This window comes from Rossellomorea oryzaecorticis (assembly GCF_038405515.1).
In the GTDB taxonomy this organism is placed as follows: domain Bacteria; phylum Bacillota; class Bacilli; order Bacillales; family Bacillaceae_B; genus Rossellomorea; species Rossellomorea oryzaecorticis_A.
In genome coordinates, this window is record NZ_JBBYAF010000030.1 from 33,276 (window position 1) to 55,714 (window position 22,439).

General features: G+C 44.6%; 20 protein-coding genes and 1 riboswitch. Of the genes, 12 read left to right on the forward strand and 8 right to left on the reverse strand.

Features of this window, described 5'->3' with window-relative positions:
- Positions 1 to 9: 9 nt before the first annotated feature.
- Complete coding sequence (locus AAEO50_RS14770; protein WP_341985057.1) at positions 10 to 1,143, reverse strand: hypothetical protein; 1,134 nt, start codon at positions 1,141 to 1,143, stop codon at positions 10 to 12.
- A 462-nt stretch (positions 1,144 to 1,605) separates the two neighbouring features.
- Here AAEO50_RS14770 and AAEO50_RS14775 point away from each other — a divergent pair, with 462 nt between their 5' ends.
- The 11 genes from AAEO50_RS14775 to AAEO50_RS14825 all read left to right on the forward strand — a co-directional run bounded on the left by AAEO50_RS14775 (position 1,606) and on the right by AAEO50_RS14825 (position 13,474).
- Positions 1,606 to 1,734 carry a YflJ family protein gene (locus tag AAEO50_RS14775; protein WP_172252410.1) on the forward strand — a complete coding sequence of 43 codons (129 nt, stop codon included), beginning with the start codon at positions 1,606 to 1,608 and terminating at the stop codon, positions 1,732 to 1,734.
- Between the two features lie 196 nt (positions 1,735 to 1,930).
- Positions 1,931 to 2,032, forward strand: a riboswitch (purine riboswitch).
- Positions 2,033 to 2,181: 149 nt separating this feature from the next.
- On the forward strand, positions 2,182 to 3,375 hold the full coding sequence (locus tag AAEO50_RS14780; protein ID WP_341985058.1) for a NupC/NupG family nucleoside CNT transporter: 1,194 nt from the start codon (positions 2,182 to 2,184) through the stop codon (positions 3,373 to 3,375).
- Positions 3,376 to 3,492: 117 nt separating this feature from the next.
- The gene (locus AAEO50_RS14785; protein ID WP_341985059.1) at positions 3,493 to 3,978 is read left to right on the forward strand and encodes an acyl-CoA thioesterase; all 486 of its coding nucleotides are present in this window, start codon (positions 3,493 to 3,495) and stop codon (positions 3,976 to 3,978) included.
- Positions 3,979 to 4,317: 339 nt separating this feature from the next.
- Complete coding sequence (locus AAEO50_RS14790) at positions 4,318 to 5,295, forward strand: BMP family ABC transporter substrate-binding protein (protein ID WP_341985060.1); 978 nt, start codon at positions 4,318 to 4,320, stop codon at positions 5,293 to 5,295.
- Positions 5,296 to 5,319: 24 nt separating this feature from the next.
- Positions 5,320 to 6,978 (forward strand): methyl-accepting chemotaxis protein, encoded by a 1,659-nt coding sequence (locus AAEO50_RS14795; protein WP_341985061.1) that lies wholly within the window; start codon positions 5,320 to 5,322, stop codon positions 6,976 to 6,978.
- A gap of 398 nt (positions 6,979 to 7,376) precedes the next feature.
- Positions 7,377 to 8,381: a rod-share determining protein MreBH gene (gene mreBH, locus AAEO50_RS14800; RefSeq protein ID WP_341985062.1), complete on the forward strand. Its 1,005-nt coding sequence runs from the start codon at positions 7,377 to 7,379 to the stop codon at positions 8,379 to 8,381.
- A gap of 347 nt (positions 8,382 to 8,728) precedes the next feature.
- Complete coding sequence (locus tag AAEO50_RS14805; protein ID WP_341985063.1) at positions 8,729 to 9,295, forward strand: sigma-70 family RNA polymerase sigma factor; 567 nt, start codon at positions 8,729 to 8,731, stop codon at positions 9,293 to 9,295.
- Positions 9,292 to 9,996: an anti-sigma factor gene (locus AAEO50_RS14810; RefSeq protein ID WP_341985064.1), complete on the forward strand. Its 705-nt coding sequence runs from the start codon at positions 9,292 to 9,294 to the stop codon at positions 9,994 to 9,996. Before AAEO50_RS14805 ends, AAEO50_RS14810 begins: the two co-directional genes overlap by 4 nt.
- A gap of 183 nt (positions 9,997 to 10,179) precedes the next feature.
- A complete protein-coding gene (locus tag AAEO50_RS14815) occupies positions 10,180 to 11,520 on the forward strand; it encodes a copper amine oxidase (protein ID WP_341985065.1) in 1,341 nt (446 codons plus the stop codon).
- 74 nt (positions 11,521 to 11,594) lie between these two features.
- On the forward strand, positions 11,595 to 12,236 hold the full coding sequence (locus AAEO50_RS14820) for a class F sortase (RefSeq protein ID WP_341985066.1): 642 nt from the start codon (positions 11,595 to 11,597) through the stop codon (positions 12,234 to 12,236).
- Between the two features lie 218 nt (positions 12,237 to 12,454).
- On the forward strand, positions 12,455 to 13,474 hold the full coding sequence (locus tag AAEO50_RS14825; protein WP_341985067.1) for an STAS domain-containing protein: 1,020 nt from the start codon (positions 12,455 to 12,457) through the stop codon (positions 13,472 to 13,474).
- Positions 13,475 to 13,737: 263 nt separating this feature from the next.
- Here the strand turns inward: AAEO50_RS14825 and AAEO50_RS14830 are convergent, their stop codons facing one another.
- Positions 13,738 to 14,523 (reverse strand): divergent polysaccharide deacetylase family protein, encoded by a 786-nt coding sequence (locus AAEO50_RS14830; protein ID WP_341985068.1) that lies wholly within the window; start codon positions 14,521 to 14,523, stop codon positions 13,738 to 13,740.
- 409 nt (positions 14,524 to 14,932) lie between these two features.
- Between AAEO50_RS14830 and AAEO50_RS14835 the strand changes: the two genes are divergently transcribed.
- Entirely contained in the window at positions 14,933 to 15,172 is a 240-nt protein-coding gene (locus AAEO50_RS14835) for a hypothetical protein (protein ID WP_341985069.1), read from the forward strand.
- A 120-nt stretch (positions 15,173 to 15,292) separates the two neighbouring features.
- Here AAEO50_RS14835 and AAEO50_RS14840 read toward each other — a convergent pair whose 3' ends face one another.
- The 6 genes from AAEO50_RS14840 to AAEO50_RS14865 form a co-directional block, all read right to left on the reverse strand.
- On the reverse strand, positions 15,293 to 16,411 hold the full coding sequence (locus tag AAEO50_RS14840; protein WP_425383203.1) for a nitric oxide synthase oxygenase: 1,119 nt from the start codon (positions 16,409 to 16,411) through the stop codon (positions 15,293 to 15,295).
- A gap of 148 nt (positions 16,412 to 16,559) precedes the next feature.
- Positions 16,560 to 17,081 (reverse strand): GNAT family N-acetyltransferase, encoded by a 522-nt coding sequence (locus AAEO50_RS14845; protein ID WP_341985071.1) that lies wholly within the window; start codon positions 17,079 to 17,081, stop codon positions 16,560 to 16,562.
- Between the two features lie 120 nt (positions 17,082 to 17,201).
- Complete coding sequence (locus AAEO50_RS14850; protein ID WP_341985072.1) at positions 17,202 to 18,038, reverse strand: VanW family protein; 837 nt, start codon at positions 18,036 to 18,038, stop codon at positions 17,202 to 17,204.
- 118 nt (positions 18,039 to 18,156) lie between these two features.
- Entirely contained in the window at positions 18,157 to 20,040 is a 1,884-nt protein-coding gene (gene abc-f / locus AAEO50_RS14855) for a ribosomal protection-like ABC-F family protein (RefSeq protein ID WP_341985073.1), read from the reverse strand.
- Between the two features lie 230 nt (positions 20,041 to 20,270).
- Positions 20,271 to 20,384 (reverse strand): RAxF-45 family protein, encoded by a 114-nt coding sequence (locus AAEO50_RS14860; RefSeq protein WP_341985074.1) that lies wholly within the window; start codon positions 20,382 to 20,384, stop codon positions 20,271 to 20,273.
- 80 nt (positions 20,385 to 20,464) lie between these two features.
- Positions 20,465 to 22,123 carry a DUF2339 domain-containing protein gene (locus AAEO50_RS14865; protein WP_341985075.1) on the reverse strand — a complete coding sequence of 553 codons (1,659 nt, stop codon included), beginning with the start codon at positions 22,121 to 22,123 and terminating at the stop codon, positions 20,465 to 20,467.
- Positions 22,124 to 22,439 lie beyond the last annotated feature (316 nt).

Here is a 22,439-nt window from a genome sequence, read left to right on the forward strand (position 1 = left end):
TTATTAGGTTTATATACTTTTGAAAAGAAGAGCATCTTGAGGTGGCTGCGACGGTGGTGCGTTTAACCACTGATCATAAAATAGATTATGTTTACCATTGAAACCGGCCCTTTGGAAGTTGATACTGTTCGCATCATTCTCCCATACATACCATAGACTGCTTGAGGCAGCACTTTGCCCGTTTGTTCCATTTGCGGCCGTTGATTGACCAGTTCCTGAATGATTCCCGGCATTGGTGATCACCGGCTCCATCTTTTTGCTGGGTACGATCGGGAGTCTGTCTTTCGTTTCCTCGTCTTCCACCGCCTTCTCTTGCGGTGCAGCAAGTTCTGACTCTTTAATCATTATGGTTTCTTCAATTTTTTCAGCTATGTTCTGTTGGGTAACAGCATTTTCATATGATTGTTCTGTACTCTTTGCTGCCGGTTCCTTCTTTTCAACTTCTGAAGAAGATTCAGTTTCATCAGCAGATGTTTCTTGGTTCACTTCTGCATCGCTTTTACCTGAATCCAGTTCAACAGATGGATCTTCTGAAACCTCCGTTTCAATGATTCCTGTATCAACCTTAACTTCTGGATCATCCGAAACGTTCACATCAACTAGTGATTCGTCATCCGATAATGAATCAGCAACTGGCTTCGTTGTGTCTTCAACTGTATCCGTCACATTCTCAGTAGTGGATTCTACTGTATCGGTTACAGATTTGGTTGTTTTTTCAACCGTTTTCGTAACAGTTTGGGTGGTCGCTTTTACAGTATCCGTTACCGGAGCCGCTGAATCCCCTGTCAGATCGGTAACCGAATCTGCAGCCGTTTCCACGGTTTCGTTTACCGTGTCACTCATTCCTGAAGTCGTGTCGTTTACGGTATCTGACACTGTGCCCGTTGTGTTCCCGACAGTACTTGAAAGTGTATCAACCGTAGAAGAAATCACATTCTGTCGAGCTTCTTTCTCATTATCCTGTGATGACTTGTCCCTCTCCTCGTCAGGAGCAGGAGCCTCATCTTCTACTGAAATCACTTCATCCGTAACCGAATCAACTTCATCCGTAACTGTAGAAAGAAGTCCGCCTTCTGCTGAAGCAAATGAAGGAACACTGAGAATTCCCAGAAAAACTAAAGCACCAATTAGTCGTTTATGCACGTCGTCTTGTCACCTCCTCTCAGTTCTTCATACCTCGTAGGGTATATGAATCTATTATCCTTTGTCAATAAATTGATCTTCTAAAAACTTAGAGCGAAAAACATTTTTAGTATAATTGAACTATTTTTTGGGTTTTATCACCCAATAATGATAAGCGAAGTTGAATGAAAGTTAGATAATTTCCTACTTAAAGCTCAATTTTAATTTCTGCTCTCAAACAACCATCTTCACTCTTTCACATAGCTAACGAAGGGAGTTTAAATTTGGATCACTTTTTTCATTAAAATTATTTTTCACCAGAAAAATTTTCAGAAAAGCCCGAATCTGAAAAATTCCTTTTCACCCCTTTAAACGAAAAATCTCAGATGTTACAATGTACAACCGTAAGCAATCTTAACGTAACTCACTACCCGAGTTAGTCGGAGATTCCAACACTATTCACGCAGAGAAAGGATGTTTCAAATGCATGTAGGAAGCAAAGGCTGGTACGTGGAAGAACTTAAAAAAGCAGGCGTACGCCGCTACGAGGAACGTAAAGTTGAATCATACAAAAAACACGTTCTTGCAAATCTGTTAGAACGCACAAAATAATAGAATGAGGGACGGGCCTCCACTCCTAAGACCAAGTTATAGGAGTGGAGGCCCGTCCCTCTTTTTTATGGGAATGTTCCCTTTTGAATTTTCTTAATTTAGTAGAAAAAAAAGACTATTGTAATGTAAGCATTTTCTTATAAAAAAACCATTGTTGCGGGCTTCCCGGCTATGTTAGAGTAAAAAACATATTTCAAAAAACCTCATACGAATTCCTTATATAACGATGGTGATATGGACCATTAGTCTCTACCCGGCACCCGTAAATTGCCGGACTATAAGGAAAGTCATTTCATTTATATTAATAAATGCATGCAGGCTTTCTTTATTGTTTTCGATAAAGTCCGCATGCTTTTTTATATATTATTTTGAGAGGTCTGACATCGAATGTCGTTCCTTAAATATAAGAATTCGTATTGTGAAATTTCATTTTTGGAGGGCATTTATATGGATATTTTATTCGGTTTATTATCTTTGGCCGGGGTATTGGGTCTCGGCTGGCTTTGGAGCAGCAATCGTTCCGCAATCAAATGGAAGACGATTGGAATCGGAATCGCCTTGGAATTTCTTCTTGTTCTATTCGTGTTAAAAGTACCGTTCGGGCAGACACTGTTAAAGAAAACGGCACTTGGTGTTCAAAAAGTCATCGACTACAGCAACGAAGGAATCATGTTCGTATTCGGCGGATTCTTTGAAAAAGGCAGCAACATCACATTCGTTTTTGCGATCAATGTGCTCGGAGCCATCATTTTTATTTCTGCCGTGATTTCTGCACTCTACTATTTACGCATCATCCCCCTCTTCGTTAAGTATATCGGGATTGTACTGGGAAAAATCCTGGGCACGACAAAAGTCGAATCCTTCAACGCAATCGGAAATTCGTTTCTCGGATTGGTAGAGGCTCCTCTTCTTGTCAAACCTTATCTGGCAAAACTGACCCGTTCGGAGCTGTTCGCCGTTATGGTCGGAGGAACCGCTTCTGCAAGCGGAGCGATCTTGGTCGGCTATTCCTTGATGGGAATCGAGATGAAGTATCTGCTATTATCTGTCTTCAGTGTGCCACTCGTGTCGCTCATCATGGCGAAAATCATGGAGCCTGAAGCAGAGGAATCAAAGACAAATGGTGACATTTCATTAGGAAAAACTGGTCACACGAACATATTCGAAGCGATTTCAGAAGGAGCGATCAGCGGTGTGCAGCTTGCAATCAACATCGGTGGATTATTGATTGCCTTCATAGGGGTGCTCGCGCTGGTAAATGGCATTCTCGGTCTCGTCCATACAGACCTTTCCACCATTTTCGGTTACGTCTTCTATCCTCTCGCTCTCCTGATAGGGGTTCCGGTGGACGAAGCGTTCCGGGCTGCCTCCATCATCGGGACAAAGCTTTCAATCAATGAATTTGTCGCTTTTGATCAGCTGTCGGGGATGATTGATGAGCTTTCACCGAAAACGGTAGCAATCTTGTCCGTCGCGCTATGTAACTTTGCGAATCTATCATCAATCGGTCAATTGATCGTCGGATTGGGTTCTTTAGAGCCCAACCAGCGTCCGACTGTTTCGAAATTGAGCCTAAAAGCCATTGCAGCAGGAACACTGGCAAGTTTCATCACAGCGATCATCGTCAGTATCTTTTTATAATATAAGAAGAAATAGTTCTTGATTATGTTTCTATTTTCCGTCTTTGGTGAATAGTAAAAGGTAGTGTACATTTATTATTTGGGACGGAAGGTGAACGAAGTGAGAGAGAAAAAATTCATGAAAGAAACAAAAACAAGTAAAACCACCCATGTGCTTCCGCCGGACACTAATCATCACGGTACCTTATTCGGCGGAAAGTTGATGGCCTATATAGACGACGTCGCATCCATCGCGGCCACCCGTCATGCACGCAAGGCGGTCGTCACCGCCTCGACTGATTCGGTCGACTTCTTACAGCCAATCAAAGTCGGCGATGCCGTGACTCTGGAAGCGATGGTCACCTATACCGGACGCAGTTCAATGGAAGTCGGCGTCAAAGTTACGTCAGAAGTGCTGCTTACCGGCGAAACCAATGTCGCAGCCATTTCCTTTTTAACGTTTGTCGCATTGGAGGATGGAAAGCCAGTCGTGATTCCTGAGGTCGTACCGGAAACAGAAGAAGAAAAATGGCTCAACGAAACCGCGAAGAACCGTGCTGAACATCGGAAAGCCCGTAAAAAGCACAGTCAGGAACTTGCAGAGTTTTTTAGGAATGCATATTGATTTTCAGGGGAGATGCTTGTGATGAGCATCTCTTTTTATTTGATTTTAATTTATTGTGTTAGCCCCACAGTTTAACCGATGATTGCGCGCGGCAAATTCGATTTATGCTCGGAAATGCGAATATATTCGCGAAGTTCGAAATATCTGCCCGGACTACCAATTCACCAACAATTTTCGATATCTCTCTAACCACTTACCACTCCCCAAATTCACCCTCGCTAATTTTCAAAATACTCCCACATTTCATACCAAGCTAACAATTCTCTACTCACCTCCGATAATACAAAGGTACGGACAAGTACCATGTCCTTATTTTTACAATAATATGGAGGTTTTGTTTTGAAAAAGTTCATGATGATACTGCGGGTAATGATGTTGGCGGCAGCGGGATGCTCGTCGTCTTCTGCAGATCAAACCAGTGGTGAAAACTTACATACAATCGGAATTCTGCTTTCTGACACCGGTCTTGGTGACGGGTCGTTTAATGATTCAGCTTTTCGCGGGCTGGAGCGGGCGCGGGATGAGCTGGGGATCCTGTTTGATTACAGGGAAGCACCCGATGGAAATTTTGAAGAAGCTCTTCAGGAACTCGTCGATCAGGACCATGACCTGGTGATCGGGCTTGGTTTTTCCATTCAGGAAGCTCTTGAAAACGTGGCGCAAGAACATCCGAAGCAGCAATTTTTACTGATTGATGGATTTTCTGAGTTGGATAATATTACATCGATCACGTTTAAGGAGCAGGAAGGCAGCTTCCTTGTCGGCATGGTGGCAGCGATGAAAACGAAGACGAATACGCTGGGATTCATCGGCGGTGCGGATGTACCTGTCATTCACCGTTTTGAAAAAGGCTTTGAACAGGGTGCGAAGTATGTGAACCCTTCCATCAAGATCCTGAAAGATAATGCAAATAACTTTGGGGATGCATCCCTTGGAAGCAGCATTGCCGAAAAACAGATCAAAGCAGGTGCAGATTTCCTTTACCCTGCTGCTGGATTTACCGGGGTCGGCGCCATTCAGGCTGCCCAGAAGGCGGGCATCTATTCGGGCGGAGTCGACTCGGACCAATATTTCATTGCTGAAAAATCAGTGGTGACTTCCATGCTTAAAAAGATTGATAACGCAGTTTTTAATCTGACAAAAGAATTGGTGTCTGAAGGAAAGATTTCAGAGTCAACATTCGAGCTGGGTTTAAAAGAAGATGGAGTCGGGCTGGCCCCGGTCCGCATCACAGAATTGACGGATGACGAAAAGAAAATGATCAAAGAAGCAACAGACAAGATCATCTCAGGAGAAGTCACGATTAAGATGCACTAATCTCATCTAAGGAGTATATTTTACATGGCATTAAAAAAACGATTAATGATATTGGGGTTTATCCCCCTGATTCTATCGACCATCATTATAGGATACGTCGTATCTCAATTGATTTCTCTTCAAAGTTCAGCAAATGAAGATGTCAAAATTCTTGTAGAAACTGAACAGCTGCGTGGCGACCTCATCGTCACAAAGCAGGCACTCTCCAATTATTCCAACAATTCTTCTGCTGAAAACAAACATATGGTGGAGACATTATTGACTGATACCTCTTCACAAATTGACGAACTCGGTAACATTATTTTCGTAGAAGAGCATGAAAAAACATTAGCCATCATAGGCTCAAAGTTTTCAGAGCTGAAGTCCGCTTCCGAGGAAGCGTTAAAAGGGAACAGCAAGGCTGAAATCAAACGCCAATCGCTGAGGATTTCCGGCGTACTGAATGATATGTATCTATTAAACAAACAGACGAATGACTGGTATCAAAATCTTTTAAAAGAAAACGAGCAACAAATTACTTTCATTGTCTGGGCGACTGTAATTGGATTTCTGACGGCCTTTATTCTATCGCTCGGTGCTTCTACCATTCTATCGAACCGCATTGTCAAACCGTTAGATACAATGGTTCATAATGCAGAAAGAATTGCCGGCGGAGACCTCACAATTTCATTTGAAGAAATCACAGGAAAGAACAGCAGATTTGAAGTAGATAAACTTCAGTCAGCCTTTCAACACATGGTCAACAATCTACGAAATACGGTTCAGTCCGTCAATGAAATTGGGGTTAATGTGGAACAGTTCACCAGGAATGTCCAGGCCCAAATGGCAAACCTGTCAGAAAGCAGCAGCCAGGTCGCTGTTTCAACGGAAGAATTGGCCAAAGGAAGTCAATCGATTTCCGAGGATGTGCAATCCACCGCTTCCTTAATGGCAGTGATGGGAGAAGAATTCGCCAGTAATGTGCTAGGGAGCCGGGAAGCTTCCGCCAACAGCAAGGTCGCTCTCGAATCTGTAGAACATGGAAGAACATCACTGATCAAGCAAAAAGAGTTTGCCGAATCAATCACCGATTCATCTGCCTCGATTGAAGAATCAGTCCAATCCTTCGCACGTTACACAGGAGAAATCGAGCAGGCTGCCCATTCGGTAAGAGAAATTGCCGAACAGACCAACCTCCTCGCCCTTAACGCAGCAATCGAAGCAGCCCGGGCCGGTGATGCCGGAAAAGGTTTTGCAGTTGTCGCCCAGGAGGTCCGCAAGCTTGCGGAGGATTCGTCCGTTGCAACGGAAAGAATCGGCAGCATGGTTGGAAACATCAAACAAGGGATTCATTCGATTATGGAAGCTTCCCAGAAAGGCTCTGCCTTATCCAGCCGCCAAATGGAATCAATGTCTGTCACTGAAAGTACCTTTGAAGAAATTGCAGGCAATGTCTCCGTGATTTTCGAGAAACTATCGGGGCTTGAACAAGGAATGACAGCTTCAAACGAACGTACGAATAATGTCATCGGTGCGATTGAAAACATCTCGGCAATCACTGAAGAAACAGCTGCCGGAACCGAAGAAATCTATTCTTCAACCGAAGAGCAGCTCCGCTATTTCGATCAGATGACAGCACAGGTTTCAGAACTGAATGCCATGACGGTGAAAATGAAAAAAGAACTGGAAAAATTCACTCTCTAAATAAAAGAGATCGGGCAAATGTCCGATCTCTTACTTTTTATCAATTCCATTATATCCCTCACAGTATCTCGAACTACTATACTCTCTTTTTAATACGTTTTTTCATTATTTTCCCTGCGAAATCCCGATTGCCACATTTCTACTAGTCGTAATTGCACCCGTCTCATTGTTACAGGATGTTTAAATTTATTTAACGAGGGTAAACGAATTAAATGGTTTTATATACACCATACGGTATTTAAAGTCGCTATGTAAGAACCTTTTAGTGAAAATTCTCTTTGTCACACTTTGTAACATTGTGTCGGTGGTAAATATCTCCACCTTCAAAACCGCCAAAAATCTCCTATACTATATAGAAGGTTATACTGTGTAGAATTCTTATAGTTGGAGGAATATTGATGTTATCAAACTCTGAAATCGGGATCGATTTAGGAACCGCAAATATTCTAGTTTATAGTAAAAATAAAGGAATCATTTTAAACGAACCGTCTGTAGTTGCAATCGACACAGAAAATAAACAAGTATTAGCAGTCGGCGTAGAAGCCAAAAGCATGATCGGGAAAACCCCGGGTAAAATTGTGGCAGTCCGCCCATTGAAGGACGGCGTGATCGCTGATTTTGATGTAACTACCGAAATGTTGAAACAAGTCATGAAAAAAGCGAGTAAAAAGCTTGGCTTCTCCATCCGTAAGCCAAATGTTGTTGTGTGTACGCCTTCAGGTGCGACAAGCGTGGAGCGCAGAGCGATACAGGATGCTGTACGTGGAAGCGGCGCAAAAACAGTTACTCTTATTGAAGAGCCTGTTGCGGCAGCAATCGGGGCAGATCTGCCGGTCGACGAACCGGTTGCAAACGTAATCGTTGACATCGGCGGCGGAACAACAGAAGTAGCCATCATCTCTTACGGTGGCGTTGTATCCTGCAATACCATCCGTATCGGCGGAGATCAAATGGACGAAGACATCATCCAGCACGTACGCAAACGCTACAACCTGCTGATTGGTGAAAGAACAGCGGAAAACATTAAGATCGAAGTGGGACATGCGCTGATCGAACATGAAGAGCGCTCCATGGAAATCCGCGGCCGTGACCTGGTTACCGGCTTACCGAAAACGATCACATTAACTTCTCATGAAATTCAAAGTGCTTTAAGAGAATCACTGCTTCACATCCTTGAAACCATCCGTGCGACGCTTGAGAACTGTCCTCCTGAACTAAGCGGAGATATCGTAGACCGCGGTGTGATCCTGACAGGCGGAGGCTCCCTTCTTAACGGACTTCAAGACTGGCTGAGCGAAGAAATCGTCGTGCCTGTCCACCTTGCACCAAATCCATTGGAATCTGTGGCAATCGGAACAGGACGTTCACTGACAGTCATTCACAAATTACAAAAAGTAAGATAATACTTAAATGCTTAAAGGCGGATCCCCGGTCAATCGGGGGTCCGCATTTTTGTTTTTTTGACCGTAAACCTGATAAATTGTCCGCATCATTAAAGTTTCGTCCGCAAATATGAAAAAAAAATTGACCGATTCCCGCCACAATGGCACCCCACCCTTTCTCCCCCCACCTAACTGCCCGCAACTCCCCCAAAATCAGCAGGCCATTATACCCTCCCTCAAACATAGCCAAACCTAAAAATGATCCAAATCCCTCTTTTTTTCGTTAGCTATTCAGAAGTAAGTTAATTGTGTTAATGAAGGTAGTTTAGTATCCTTAATTTACTTATGTCATATTTAAGGAGCATATTATGCCACAGGAAATCAAGGATATTGATTTATATCGGAAAGTGGTTGATGATCAAGATTCGTCTGCTTTGCGGCAGCTTTACCGAAAATATGAAAAATTGATATATTCGTTTACGTACAAAATGACCGGTGATCAGGAAATAGCTGAAGAAGTCATTCAGGAAGTATTCCTGAAACTCTGGAAGAAGCACGCCCCCTACGATCATACAAAAGGGAAGTTTTCTTCCTGGTTATTGACGATGACCCGAAATACGTGCCTGGACGCACTCAAGAAGCGCAAGAAGCATGAATCAGTCGAATATATTGAAAAAGATTCCCTGCAGGTCAGCAACGAAACACCTGCTGACATCGTGGAATGGAAGGAAAAGGGGAAAGCGATTCAGGACTGCATTCGAGCTTTGAAGGAAGATCAGCAGCGGATGGTCCATTTATTTTATTTCAAAGGACTGACACAGCAGTCGATTTCAAAGGATACAGACACACCGCTCGGAACAGTGAAAGGACGAATACGGCTGGCATTGAAACATTTGCACAGCTGCCTTAAAGGGAAAGGGGGGACTATGGAATGACTCATCAATGTGATCACTTACTCGATTATTACAATCATCATTTGAACGAGTCTGACAAAGAGGCATTCGAGAAGCACCTGGAAAGCTGTTCAGATTGTCAGGAAGCATTAAATGACCTTCAGCATCTGAATGAATTTCTGCCTTATGCTTCCGAGCCCATCGACCCGCCCGCAGGAATGGAGGACCGTGTGTTTGCCAGCATAGGTGTGTCAGCCAACGTTACTCCAATGAAAAAAGAAAAACCGCGAAAACGCTGGATTTTCCCTTCTGTTGCAGCTTTGCTCGCCCTTTCCTTACTTGGAAATGCCTATATGTTCACACAAATCCAAAAGGAAGAGGAAATTGCAGAACAGGCAGCGATCGATCAGGTTACCGAGTTTGTTGAACTAGCCGCCGTAAAAGGAAATGCCAAAGGAACGGCCAGCATCATCAAGCAGGGTGAACAATCGAGCCTTGTCGTGCAGGCTTCACAGCTACAAGACCTGTCACAGGAAGAGGTGTACCAGGTATGGCTCATAAAGGATGATAAGCCCAAGCGCGCTGGTACATTTGTAACCGGTGAGGATGGAAAAGGCTCAGTCGTCTTTATATTGAACGAAGAATTCGCCAAACAAGATTGGGATACGGTCGCCATTACCTTGGAACCTGATGCTAACAGCCAGCTCCCTCAAGGGGATATCGTACTCGCATCTGAAATCTAATAACATTGTTTTAAAAAACCCGGCAGTTTTTTGCCGGGTTTTTTATGTTGCAATCCCCATAAAGATAAACCTATCTCTCCCCCCTAATCCGTTTTTAAAAACTTTTTTCAAAAAAAGTGATCCAGCTGTCAACTTCTGTCGTTAACTCTATGAAAATAAAAAAACAAAAGGAGAGATTACCCTATGAAATTCAAAAAAAGTTATTTAGCCATCCCATTAAGCATGACATTGATGATCCCCGCAGCAGGAACAGCTTTTGCCAATGACGGTGAAAATCACTCCCCGACGGCTGTGACGCCGGCATCCGATTTAAGAACGACACTGCAGCATTACTTAAGTGAACATGCATACTTAGCAGTCGAAGCAATGAGAAGAGGCGCAGATGGAGCTGAAGATTTCGATGCAGCAGCAAATGCATTGAACGCTAATACGGAGGACTTAACAGCCGCCATCACTTCTGTATATGGCGAAGAAGCAGGAAACCAATTCAATGAAATGTGGACGAACCATATCGGATTCTTCGTCGATTACGTTAAAGCAACTGGTGCAAACGACCAGGCAGCAAAAGATGAAGCTCTCAATAATCTGGACGGCTACCGGGCTGAGTTTTCAAAATTCCTCGAAACAGCCACAGGCGAGCGTTTAGAGTCTGACAGCCTGGCGGAAGGACTTCAAATGCACGTGAACCAGCTTGTAGGGGCATTTGACAGTTATGTGGCAGGAGACTATGACAAAGCATACGAATATGAACGCGAAGCCATCAATCATATGCATATGGTGGCAAAAGGCTTATCCAGCGCCATTACAGATCAATATCCTGATAAATTCGAGAATACCATGGCCGTTACACCAGCAGCCGACTTAAGAGCGACCCTTAACCATCTATTGACTGAGCATGCTGCACTTGCCACAATGGCAATGCAAAACGGAATCGACGGTTCTGAAGACTTTGATGCTTCGGTCAATGCATTAAATGCCAATACTGAAGCACTTTCTGCAGCGATCGCCTCTGTATATGGAGAGGAAGCCGGGACTCAGTTTAAAGAAATGTGGTCGAACCATATCGGATTCTTTGTTGACTATGTAAAAGCAACAGGTGCAGAGGATGAAGCGGCGAAGAAAGAAGCTCTTCAAAACCTGGATAACTATCGAGCTGACTTCTCCAAGTTCCTTGAAACGGCTACAGACGGACGCCTGAAATCCGACGCTCTGTCAGAGGGTCTTCAAATGCACGTCGATCAGTTGGTAGGGGCATTCGACAGCTATGCTGCCGGCGATTATGAGAAATCTTTTGAAGACATCCGTATGGCTTATGAGCATATGCTCAACCCTGCCAAAGGTCTATCTTCAGCCATTGTCGATCAATACCCTGATAAATTCGCTCATGATATGCCATCCCGAATGCCTAACACAGGAATGGGCGGTACGGCTGAGGAATTCCCACTGGAATACTTACTTGCTGCACTGATGACGATTGCCGGGGGATCAGTTTTAGCCCTTAAAAAATACGCCGGAAGCAAATAATACAAAATGAAAAGAGGGACGGCCCCAGCAAGGTCTGTCCCCTCTTTTTGTGAAGATGAAAGGAGTGGCTTCACATGTTTTATACTATGAGGGTTGTCTTCCTTGTGCTTGTACTAATGACTATTTCTGCATGCAGTTCTGAAATGGGCATGAATTCAAGTGTTAAGCCTGCCGAGAAACCCAAAGGGCAGGAAACGTTTAAACAAAAAGTAACAGGCACAACCACCAGCTCTTCACCCTATGCGGAATCGATTATTAAAGACGAACGCACTGGAATCGTTCCCTCCTCTCTTGAAATCCCTGCAATCGGCCTCAAAGCCAATATCGAATCGGTCGGACTGAAGGAGAACGGGGAAATGGCCGTCACCGAAAGCTTCGACACCACGGGCTGGTATGAGCAAGGCTATCATCCGGGAGAGCCCGGAAATGCCGTCATCGGAGGTCATGTCGACAGCCGGAACGGACCTGCCGTTTTCTATGAATTGAACAAGCTGTCTGTAGGCGATGAGGTGAAAGTCACAAGCAAAACCGGTGAAACAAGAACCTTTGTGGTGACAGACAAAAAAGAATATCCATGGGATGAGGCACCGCTGAAATCCATCTTTGGTTATACCCACAGAAGTTCATTGAACCTGATCACGTGCACAGGTGACTTTGACCGATCTTCGAGAAACTATAGCAAACGGCTTGTCATCTACACTGAGCTGAAATCTTAAAACCCGCCCCGGACGGGTTTTTTATTTTGTCTCATTGCCCTTTTCCCCGATAGTGGTGCCCCTTTTTCAATGGGAGAGCGTGTAGATTTACTCTTCGAATGGCAGAGCGTATAATTCTATTAGACAGGTTACGAGTTTAAGGTAAGAACATTTTTACCCTTCCCTCTTTTTGGGTATAGGTAGATAACAACCTATTAGTTTTATGGAGGCTATTATTTATGACAACGTACGATGTAAATGTCAATGGTTCATTATTTGACTGGAATCTCGAAACCGGGGACTTTCATTTTGAAAATGATGAAGTCGTCATGTTTTGGGTGAATACAGCTTTTAAAACGCTGTTTGATTCCATCGAAGAAATTGCCGGTGAAATGGAATCGGAGCTTGTGCTTGAAACAGCGGGGTACAGAACCGGGAAGATTGTGAGTCAATTCTACGTGGACACGATCGGAAACACGGATGACATCTTGACAAAGCTTCCCAATACATATGTAACAGCCGGATGGGGGCTCACAGACGTCGTCTCCTACTCTATCAAAGACAGGAAAGCCGTGATCACCGTCAAAAATGGCTGGGAACCTAAAGTCAGACTCGCTCAGGGGAAGAAAGATGAAGGGAAATTCCTGCCTGGTCACTGGGCAGGTGTATTTTCCGGTTTATTCGATGCAAATGTATGGTACAGGGTCGTAAAGAGCCAGATTGGGGGAGACGATTACAGTCAGTATGAATTCTTCGCGTCGGACATCACACCGACATTGAATGTCCAAAGCTTACTTGATGATCAGACAAGAAAGGCACGCGCTGAATTGGAGCAGCTGACCGAACAGCGGACCCAGGTGCTTTCTGACATAATCAAAGAAATTTCATCCCCGATCATACCGTTAATGGACTCGATTCTCGTTGTTCCGTTAGTCGGGCCATACGATGAATTGAGAGGCGAGGAGCTATTGAACCGGACTCTGTTGAACCTCCCGCATTACAAAGCGGAATTTCTCGTACTCGATCTGACAAGCTTGACCGGATTCGATGACTACACCCTCGACTTCATCCAAAAATTCGTGGGATCTGCCGGCCTGCTTGGAACGAAATGCCTCCTGGTAGGGATTTCACCAGAGCTCAGCATAAGAATCACACAGTCCGGACATACCGTCGCGAGCATCCCCTGCTTCACCATCCTGCAGCAAGGAATCAAATATGCACTTGATCAGCAGGGACTTGAAATTACACGGAAGAAATAATTATTCAAGAAAAGCCGGGTCAAATTGTCTCCGGCTTTTTACTTTACATTAAACCTACCTTATCATGTCTTTATTCCAACAAAAAAGCCCCCTTCTGGACAGCACATTCTTTACATCCTTCTTTTCCCTCCCGCCTTTCCCGGCAGACGTATAAAAGGGATATCATCATGCAGATCCCCGATTTCGTTTGAGAATTTAATCGGTCCCGTTATTTCACCCTCGAAATGAATTTATACTTTCATCTCATAAAAAAAGCACACCCCTCAAGGCATGCTTTCATCTATCAAATGATATTCAGGTATCAAATCAGAAAGAGGTACAATCGACGCTTTCTTCTCATATAACGGTATGAATTCCTTCAGCATGGTCGCAACCTTCATCCCCGTCACGCCTACATGCCCGATCGCGATCGTGCTTTCCTCGTCATCCAATTCATGTGATAGGCGTTTCGCTTGTTTCCCTATATGACTAAGTGTGTAAAGATCATCTAAGAATAATTGATTTTCAAGATAAGGTACCCCAAGTTCTTTAGCAAGCTTCGGAATCACACTCTTGCCTGTCGTTTTGCTGTCAAGGTAAAATAGCCCCTTCTCTTTGCATACCTCGAGCACAATTCTCATGACCCGTTCATCAGCTGTTGCTTTCGAACCCATATGGTGATTGATGCCCACCGCATATGGAACATCCTCAATCGCTTTTTCGACCCGGCTCCTGATTTCTTCATTTGATAATGAGGTCGTGATCGCTCCCGGTCCGAGCCAGCTTGCCTTTCCGGACACCGGCTCCATCGGGAGGTGTACAATTACCTCATGGCCCAGCCAGTGCGCCTTTTCTGCATCCTCTTTCGTTGTAGGTAAAAACGGCATGATGGCAAGGGTCAGCGTCACAGGCAGATGGAGGATTTCCTCTGTCCCCTTCATAGCGTTCCCCAAATCATCGATCACAATGGCCAGTTCCTTATGATGGGCAGGCAGCGGCAGGATATTCCTGGCTTCTGCGGTGCTTTGCACCATCAATATGACTGACAGACAGATGAATAGGCTTCTCATCCCTCATCACTCCTTTTCCTTTAAGGTGTCCAATAGTGAAGGGGTTTAATTGATGAATTTATTATTGAAAGGAGATTCAGGGATGATGGGACCGGGCAGAGGAACACAGGCAGGATGAAAATAGAGATTTTTCGACAAAAAGATCATATTTTTACGAATAGGATCATAAAATTCGGATTAGGATCATATATTCGCGGATGGGATCATAAATCCTGGAATAAGATCATAATTTGTGAAAATGGATCGTAATTTGTGAAAACGGCTCATAACTTGATATCCAACAGTCGCAGCAACCCATCGACTGCCCGATTTCCCCTGTAAAACATCCCGTCACCCTCAACATCCACCCTCTCCCCACGGATAAATCACTCAAAACTGACCAATCCTAGAAAAAAGGAGTGATGAAACCATGACCGAGCAGCAAATGGAGGACCTATTTCACTTTTATGGCCACGAAGATTTATATAGACGATTCAAAATCCCGCTTTATGTAACCGGCTTGCTGGACGACAGCGAGGCAGAGCATCTGGAGGATTTTTTTGACCACTTCACTCTGGATTGCTCCATTCTCTTTGACGAATTCCGATTCTGGTACCGCTATTTCGAGGTGTCAAAGAAAGGGATGGACGGTACTTCACCTTACTATTAATACTGAAAATGGGACACTTAACCTGTCCCCTCGTCCCACAATCCTGAACCTGTCCTGTCCCGTCCCCCTCCACAGAAAAAAACTGTTCCCCGAGACTCACTCAGAAAACAGCTTGCTATTTCAATAGGGTTTCTTCTGGTAAAAATAATTCGTCGATTTCCACTTGTTATCATACGCTTTATGAAAGATATGGGTCGACGCCGGTGAAACAGGCGGAATCAGCCATGTCCAATCACCGGTGACTTCGCGTCCTGCACTCTGCTCGTTCTCTTCAAACAGGCGGAACTGCTGGGCGGCAGTATGGTGATCGACGATGCTTACACCATCTTCTTTAAAGGAATGAAGCACCGCGATATTCAACTCAACAAGCGCCTTATCCTTCCATAGCGTGATGTTCCTTGAAGTATCAAGTTCCATACAGCTTGCTATTTTCGGCAGGAGATTGTACCTGTCGACATCAGCCAGATTCCTCGCACCGATCTCAGTTTCCATGTACCATCCGTTGAATGGTGCCGCTTTATAGGATATTCCCCCGATCTTCAATTCCATATCTGAAATAATCGGCACCCCATACCATTTGAGACCCAAGTCACTGAACCATTCAAATTCAGGATGTCTCAATTCAACCTCAAGAACGAGATCTTTCCTAACCGGTTTCCATTGGGGAGGACTTTCACCGATCTGGACGACAAAAGGCAGGATGTCAAAATCGGTCTTTTCCCCTTCCCAGCCGAGCGCCTCACAGCTTTTTGTGAAATCTATCGAGTGCGGATCTCCAATAAAGGCTTCGCCCTCTTCGTATCCCGCATATCTCAGCAACTGGTGATTCCACAGGCGAATATCAGGTTTTCCCGGCTCTGACGGCCTGAACACCGTGATCGCCGGGCGGATCCGCCCCTCATTGGATGCAAACTCCAAGTGACGTTCCAGAGCTTTGAAGACTTCCTCTTCTGTTGAAGCCCCCCGCTCATCAAACACCTGCAGCGAATTCCAGAATAAGCGCCCGATACAGCGATTGCTGTTCCTCCACGCAAGTTTCGCACCGAATACAAGCTCTTCTTTTGTATGGGTATAGGTGCCCCTTTCCGTGGTTTCATTCTCGACCTGCTGCAATCGTCCCTCGAGACCGGTTCTCTCATATTCTATATAAAACTGCTCTATAAAGGCTTTTGCCTCTGCAACTAGCTCATTCAATTCTACCGCTTCCTCATGTCTAAGACTGTATCCAAAGTATAGCATGCTCAAATCTCTATAAACTTGGTACATTTGTACAAAAAATGAACAGGGGATCTGAGGGCAAATTGTCTTCTATATTTGATCATACCTCGCCGCAACATGGGGACAGGCACCTTGTCCCACTCCCGCTATAGTGGAGCTTTGCACTTTCCTACCTCAATGACTTTTCGTAACACCGGTATTCCTGATGCCCCTCAGGCTTTGAAGTGAAGTAGACCGATCCTCTGTATGTATACCCTAATTTCTCATACAGGTAATTAGCTGCCTCGTTACGGGCATAAGCATCCAAACGAATACTGCAATATCCATTTTCAACTGCAAATTCCTCGCATTTCCCCAAGAAACGGGTACCGAGTCCATTCCCCTGTTTCAAAGGGTCGAGAAACAAAGCATGTACCACCAGCTCCTCATCATATTCCCAAGGAATCTCTCCCCATTCCGGTGACTGCCACGTATTCAAAGTCACCGCTCCAGAAAGTTCTTCGTTCGAATACAAGCAGTACAGGTCTCCATATCCGATTTGCTCTTCGAAGTACTCCTTGCTCGGATAATGATCATCCCACTGAAGCAGTCCGTTTTCATCAAGTTCTTTCTTGCTTCTCAGGTAAACTTTTGTTATTTCATCCAGTTGTTCATGTTTTGCACTTTTTAATTCTAAAGAAGTCATCTTCATGGTCATTCCTCGTGTTCATTGAATTTTTTTCTTATCGCTTAGTGTTTGATGAAAGGTTGGCTGCTATTCTGGACTCCGCCTCACTGCTGACTCTTCGACTGTTTTTTCAGACATTCCACCCTACTTTGGACTGCTCCCGGTTTTCTGTTCAAGCAAGGGTTCGTACATCATCAGGGCATGATTTTCAGTGATGAACTCGTCATCTATCTGTACGTCAGCCTTGTTGAATACCTTGCGGAAAATTTGATTATGCCTCAAATAACCTCCCCAATACTCATGAGAGATACGATGCTCTTTCTCATAGACTTCGTAATGAGTAAGGGAAGGGGAGGTCGATCTCCATTCCCCGACGAGGGCTTGATCCGTCAAGTACACATGCAGCTGGAAGGTTTCGTTCGTATTGTTTTTTATTTTCAAATCCAGGTAGTTATACGCACATGTGGCACCGCTCCCGAACGGAAGTCTGCGGTTGCTGTCAGGAAACACGTCATAGCTGTGACGGTGACGCTCAGTGACAGTGAGCGGCGTGTAAAGGGTCATCCAATAAATCAGATTCGATAATTGACAGAGTCCCCCTCCTATACCCGGTTTAAAAGAGCCATAATAAAGAACCATGCCGTCCACATACCCTTTTCTCTTCGTCGTGTTCCCCAGCAGCTTCCAATATGAAAATGTCTCGCCTGGCTTTATGACAACCTTGTCCAGCTCCCGGACAGCAATCTTTAGATTCTTCACTTTATTTTCCTGATACCACAAGTCTACATCCTTCAGCTCCCTGTATAACGGTGTGCGATGAGTATGAATGACATGCTGATTCAATTCCGACTGTCTCGATTTTGCGAACGTTTCATCGGTCGTTAACCACTGTAAATACCTTTTTGTACGGTAAAAGCAAGTCCCGAGAAATACCCTGAACGAGGATCTCTTTTTAGGCTGATACTCCAAAGATTTAAACATGAAACCACCCTTTTGGTTTATCCATTTATTACCTCATTATATAATCTCTAGTAAATTCTGACTATTGAAAATCCACAAAAAAAGGTAGCCGTCCAATTAAGGTGCGGCTGCCACATCCCTACAAACACTTTTCCAACAGTTCGTATTTTTCATCTCTGACTTTTTCCAGTTTTTCTTTTTCGCTGTACAGCTCCTGGAGGACTTCCAAATCCGCCGAAACAAGCAGCTTTTCTTCAATTAAGGATAGTTGTGCCTCCAGCTCTTCTAACTCTGTTTCCACCTCTTCAATAGAAATGACCGGTTCATGGCGCTCCTCCTTATCACGAACAGGAGGAGTTTGCTTTTTGACCACTGCCTTTTCCTCTTTTTCCGGTGCAAGCTCAGCCAGCTTCTTTTTCGCCCAGCTGTATGGACCTTCAAACGAGTACAGCTTCCCTTCATGAATCCAATACGTTTTATCAAATAATTTATTTAAAAAATAGCGGTCATGCGACACGGCCAGAATGGTACCTTTAAAGTCTTCCAGCGCCTCTTCCAATACTTCTCTCGAGTCGATATCAAGATGGTTGGTCGGTTCGTCAAGAACGAGGAAATTAATATCCTGATGCATCAGCTGTGCCAGCCGGAGCCTCATCTTCTCTCCTCCGCTCAGCTGCCCCACCTTTCTGAAAACATTCGGTCCATAGAAAAGGAACTTGGCAAGAATATGGCGTGCATCCCCCTCCGTCACGGCAACCTCTTCCCGGAATGCATCAATCAGACGAGCATCGGGATCTGCCACCGTAAATTGCTGGGACAAATACCCGAGTTTTACGTTGCTGCCCAGTTTCACTTCACCGGCATCCCACTTCTGGTCGCCGAGGAGCATTTTGATAATGGTGGATTTTCCAGTCCCATTCTGCCCGACAATCGCCGTACGGTCTTTGTAATGAACAAGCATATCGGCATCACTGAATAACGTTTTTTCACCAAACGACTTAGCAGCACCCTTCATGGAATAAACAACTTTCCCGCTTCGGTCCGTCTCTTCAAACTCCAAGCCCATCTTCTTGCGCTCAAGGACCGGCCGCTTGATTTTCTCCATCCGCTCGAGCGCCCTTTCCATATTACGTGCACGCTTATGCAGCGCCTCATTCGGAGGATTCGCCTGATTCGCCCATTCTCTCAGCCTCTTGATCGCTTCCTTCATTTTCTTGATCTTCTTCTGCTGCTCCTGATACGCCTGAAACTCAAGCAGCAGCCGTTCTTCTTTCTCTTTTACAAAACCTGTGTAGTTCGCATGATAAATCGTCAGCTCTCCGTCTTCAAGATCAAACACCTTGGTGATTACATTGTCCAGAAAGTACCTGTCATGCGAGATGCACATGACCGTCCCTTCATACTCTTTCAAAAAATCTTCCAACCACTCAACCGCCCCGATATCCAGATGATTCGTCGGTTCGTCAAGCAGCAGTAAATCTGGTTTCTGAAGCAGGATCAGCCCGAGGCACAGCTTTGTTTGCTCACCGCCGCTGCACTGATTAAAGTCTTTCTCCAACAGCTCATTGATTTCCAACCCATTCGATATCTTCGCGATGTTCGCTTCAATCTCATAGCCGCCCGAAAGTGTGAACGCATCCTGCAGCTTCCCGTACTCCTCGAGCAGGCGGTTCAATTTATCGGGGTCTCCCTCGCTGCCCATTCTGCCTTCGAGCTCTTTCAAGCGTTCTCCCGTTTTGAGTAACTCGGAAAACGCCGACCGCAGCACATCCAGCCCCTTAGTCCCGTCTGGATACTGCGGAATCTGAGCCAGATACCCGACCTTGGCTCCTTTCTTCAAATGAACGAGTCCTGTATCAGGCGTTTCCACCCCAGACAACAATTTAAAGATCGTCGTCTTCCCTGTACCGTTTCTTCCGACCAACCCGATGCGTGCTCCTTCTGGGATTTCGAACGATAATTTTTCAAATATCAAATGTCCGCCAAACATTTTACTTAATTCCTGTGTACTGCAAAGGTTCATTTTCCTCTTCCTTTCAATATTCATATTTTCATGGGTAAGAGGCTCTTTTATCAAACAACGGATGGACCGCCTGATTTTCTGTACAAAAAAAGCCCCGAGTAAGACAGGCTTCTCTCGCGACTTTTTAAAAAAGAGCATGAAAAAAGAGAGCTTTGAACGCTCTCCGTTTCCGATTCTTTGTAGAAAAGTGATTGGAACTGAGACCTCTTACCGTTCAGTGGTTTTCATATTCATTTGCTTAAAAAGGACATACGTGTCCCTTTGAATGCAAATACATGAAAAATTGCACGGCAGATATAAATAAAGTCTAAATACTTACCACGCAATCCCACTGAACGATTCATCTCGAGTTCCACCTCCTTTTCCATTAACGATAGTTTATATTGCCATTATATAATTATTCTGAAAGCTTTTGCAACTTGTTTTACCGTTTTTTGTACAAAATCCGCGACAGTATCAGTCCGACAACACCAATCGGAATCAGGATCATCGCCCGGATCGTGAAGTCAAGGAACACCAAATCGGCAAAGAAGAATTTCACTAACGCCAACGCAAGAAATCCGATCCCTACCCAGCGGTAAAAAACATCCTTCCTGCTCTCTCCGACCACCAGATACACAATCGAAAGGACTGCAATCGCAACCGTGAATGCCGTCGTCCTTGGCGTGTAATCCCACCCGATGACGATGAAATCAGTCGCTCTCATCACAAAGAAGAACGCGATGAATGTAAGCACTGATTTTAACAGAACAACCGGTATACCGGTGAATGCTGCACCAGTCTTCTTTAAATGATTCAGCAGATACAAATACCCGAATACAATAAGGAAGATCGGCAGTTCCACACTGAGAAAATCATTAGAAGGACCGAATCCGATACCAAGCAAAGAATACAGGGTGAGAATGATCGATCCAGCCAGACTGATATAGCTCTTTCTTTTGCCGGCAAGCCACAATAAAGCCACTGCCTGAATCGCTATCAGGATAAACGTCCATTCGTAATCAATCATGCCAAAAATGAACAATAGAATATGAAGGAATCCTAGTACGAGAAGTACATCCTTCGTATGCTTCTTCTCAGCAGGTTCCAAGAATGAAAGCCCGATATATATCACCGCAAAAATCGCGTAATAATAAAGAGGGATTTCCATATACACATCACTCAGTAATCCAAGCAGGATGAAGCTTCCCGAAACCACAGCCGGAATCATTTCAGCACTGGTCCGCTCATGCCGGTTAAGGACAATCAGCAGCAAGATGTAGGCATGCTGGATTGCAAACGGAATCAGGATTGTAAAGGTAATTTCGCCGACACCAAATGCCGCAAAGAAAAACAAGGTGAAATACAGCAGGTAATAGTGAATATTCCAGGCGACGCGGTACTTCTTCCATGTACTGAATGTGACGAGCACAAAGAACATCAGGAGCTGATAGCCATAGAATAGCCATTCATTCCTGGCATCCCCCGCAAAAATAAATGGGAACAAATACGCACCGACACCGATCAAACAGAGTACCAGCTGAGATTTATGCTTATGAGAAACCCACAGCCCTGTTGAAATGATCGCCAATAACAGTACGTTCGTCACGAGACCCGGAATGAAACCGTACAAAATATTAGCAGAGAATAGAGTAATGATAGCAAGAACAATGCTTCCCGATAAAAGGGTGATGCCAAGCTTCCGCTGATCCTTGATGTATCGTTCACCGAGTATGAACATCACGATACTGACGATCGCTCCAGTCAACACCCTGAACCCAGGCGTCAGCCATCCGTTCTGGGACGCCGCCATGAATCCCCATACACTCCCGATGAGGAGGACAAACAAGAACACTTTCGGCAGCCAGCGCTCTACAGAAAAATCGAAGGCTTCTTTAGGTGGCTGTTCAACCGATGGATTCGGCGGCCTTTTTGTTTGTGACACGAGCTGCGGTTTCTTTACTTGAGGCGTTTCTTGATGAACAGCCGGCGGCTCATCATGCGCTGCGTGCTTTGCCTTCATAAGCTGGATCTTTACGAGATTCAACTCCCTTTCCAGCGAATCAACGCGCCTTTCCAGACGTTCTAACTCTTCCCTTTCCATATTCCCACCTCCTTACTGTTATTTATACAGTACGGCATGAGATATTTCCTTTCTTTTTATAGATAATTTTCGAGTTTTTTCGTCAGAAGTGAGGGATCGTTCTTATTTCGGAGAGAATCGGGTGCATGTTTAAGGGACTCAGCCCGAAACCAGGTATCGTTTGCATACCTATCCGGGTGTCCACGTACTTTTATGAGCGAAATAAGCGGATTTATGAGCGAAATCTCTACGACCCCCTAATTCCTTTGGACATATTTGTACCGAAAAAAGTACACTAGAAACATAAATATGTCAGGAATTAGGGAGGGATATTTTC

Coding starts and splice junctions, on each gene's coding strand:
- mreBH (WP_341985062.1), top strand. CDS start 7,377: ATGTTATCAAACTCTGAAATCGGGATCGATTTAGGAACCGCAAATATT.
- AAEO50_RS14835 (WP_341985069.1), top strand. CDS start 14,933: ATGACCGAGCAGCAAATGGAGGACCTATTTCACTTTTATGGCCACGAA.
- AAEO50_RS14775 (WP_172252410.1), top strand. CDS start 1,606: ATGCATGTAGGAAGCAAAGGCTGGTACGTGGAAGAACTTAAAAAAGCA.
- AAEO50_RS14830 (WP_341985068.1), bottom strand. CDS start 14,523: ATGAGAAGCCTATTCATCTGTCTGTCAGTCATATTGATGGTGCAAAGC.
- AAEO50_RS14795 (WP_341985061.1), top strand. CDS start 5,320: ATGGCATTAAAAAAACGATTAATGATATTGGGGTTTATCCCCCTGATT.
- AAEO50_RS14805 (WP_341985063.1), top strand. CDS start 8,729: ATGCCACAGGAAATCAAGGATATTGATTTATATCGGAAAGTGGTTGAT.
- AAEO50_RS14865 (WP_341985075.1), bottom strand. CDS start 22,123: ATGGAAAGGGAAGAGTTAGAACGTCTGGAAAGGCGCGTTGATTCGCTG.
- abc-f (WP_341985073.1), bottom strand. CDS start 20,040: ATGAACCTTTGCAGTACACAGGAATTAAGTAAAATGTTTGGCGGACAT.
- AAEO50_RS14815 (WP_341985065.1), top strand. CDS start 10,180: ATGAAATTCAAAAAAAGTTATTTAGCCATCCCATTAAGCATGACATTG.
- AAEO50_RS14845 (WP_341985071.1), bottom strand. CDS start 17,081: ATGAAGATGACTTCTTTAGAATTAAAAAGTGCAAAACATGAACAACTG.
- AAEO50_RS14825 (WP_341985067.1), top strand. CDS start 12,455: ATGACAACGTACGATGTAAATGTCAATGGTTCATTATTTGACTGGAAT.
- AAEO50_RS14810 (WP_341985064.1), top strand. CDS start 9,292: ATGACTCATCAATGTGATCACTTACTCGATTATTACAATCATCATTTG.
- AAEO50_RS14840 (WP_425383203.1), bottom strand. CDS start 16,411: ATGCTATACTTTGGATACAGTCTTAGACATGAGGAAGCGGTAGAATTG.
- AAEO50_RS14850 (WP_341985072.1), bottom strand. CDS start 18,038: ATGTTTAAATCTTTGGAGTATCAGCCTAAAAAGAGATCCTCGTTCAGG.
- AAEO50_RS14780 (WP_341985058.1), top strand. CDS start 2,182: ATGGATATTTTATTCGGTTTATTATCTTTGGCCGGGGTATTGGGTCTC.
- AAEO50_RS14860 (WP_341985074.1), bottom strand. CDS start 20,384: ATGAATCGTTCAGTGGGATTGCGTGGTAAGTATTTAGACTTTATTTAT.
- AAEO50_RS14785 (WP_341985059.1), top strand. CDS start 3,493: ATGAAAGAAACAAAAACAAGTAAAACCACCCATGTGCTTCCGCCGGAC.
- AAEO50_RS14820 (WP_341985066.1), top strand. CDS start 11,595: ATGTTTTATACTATGAGGGTTGTCTTCCTTGTGCTTGTACTAATGACT.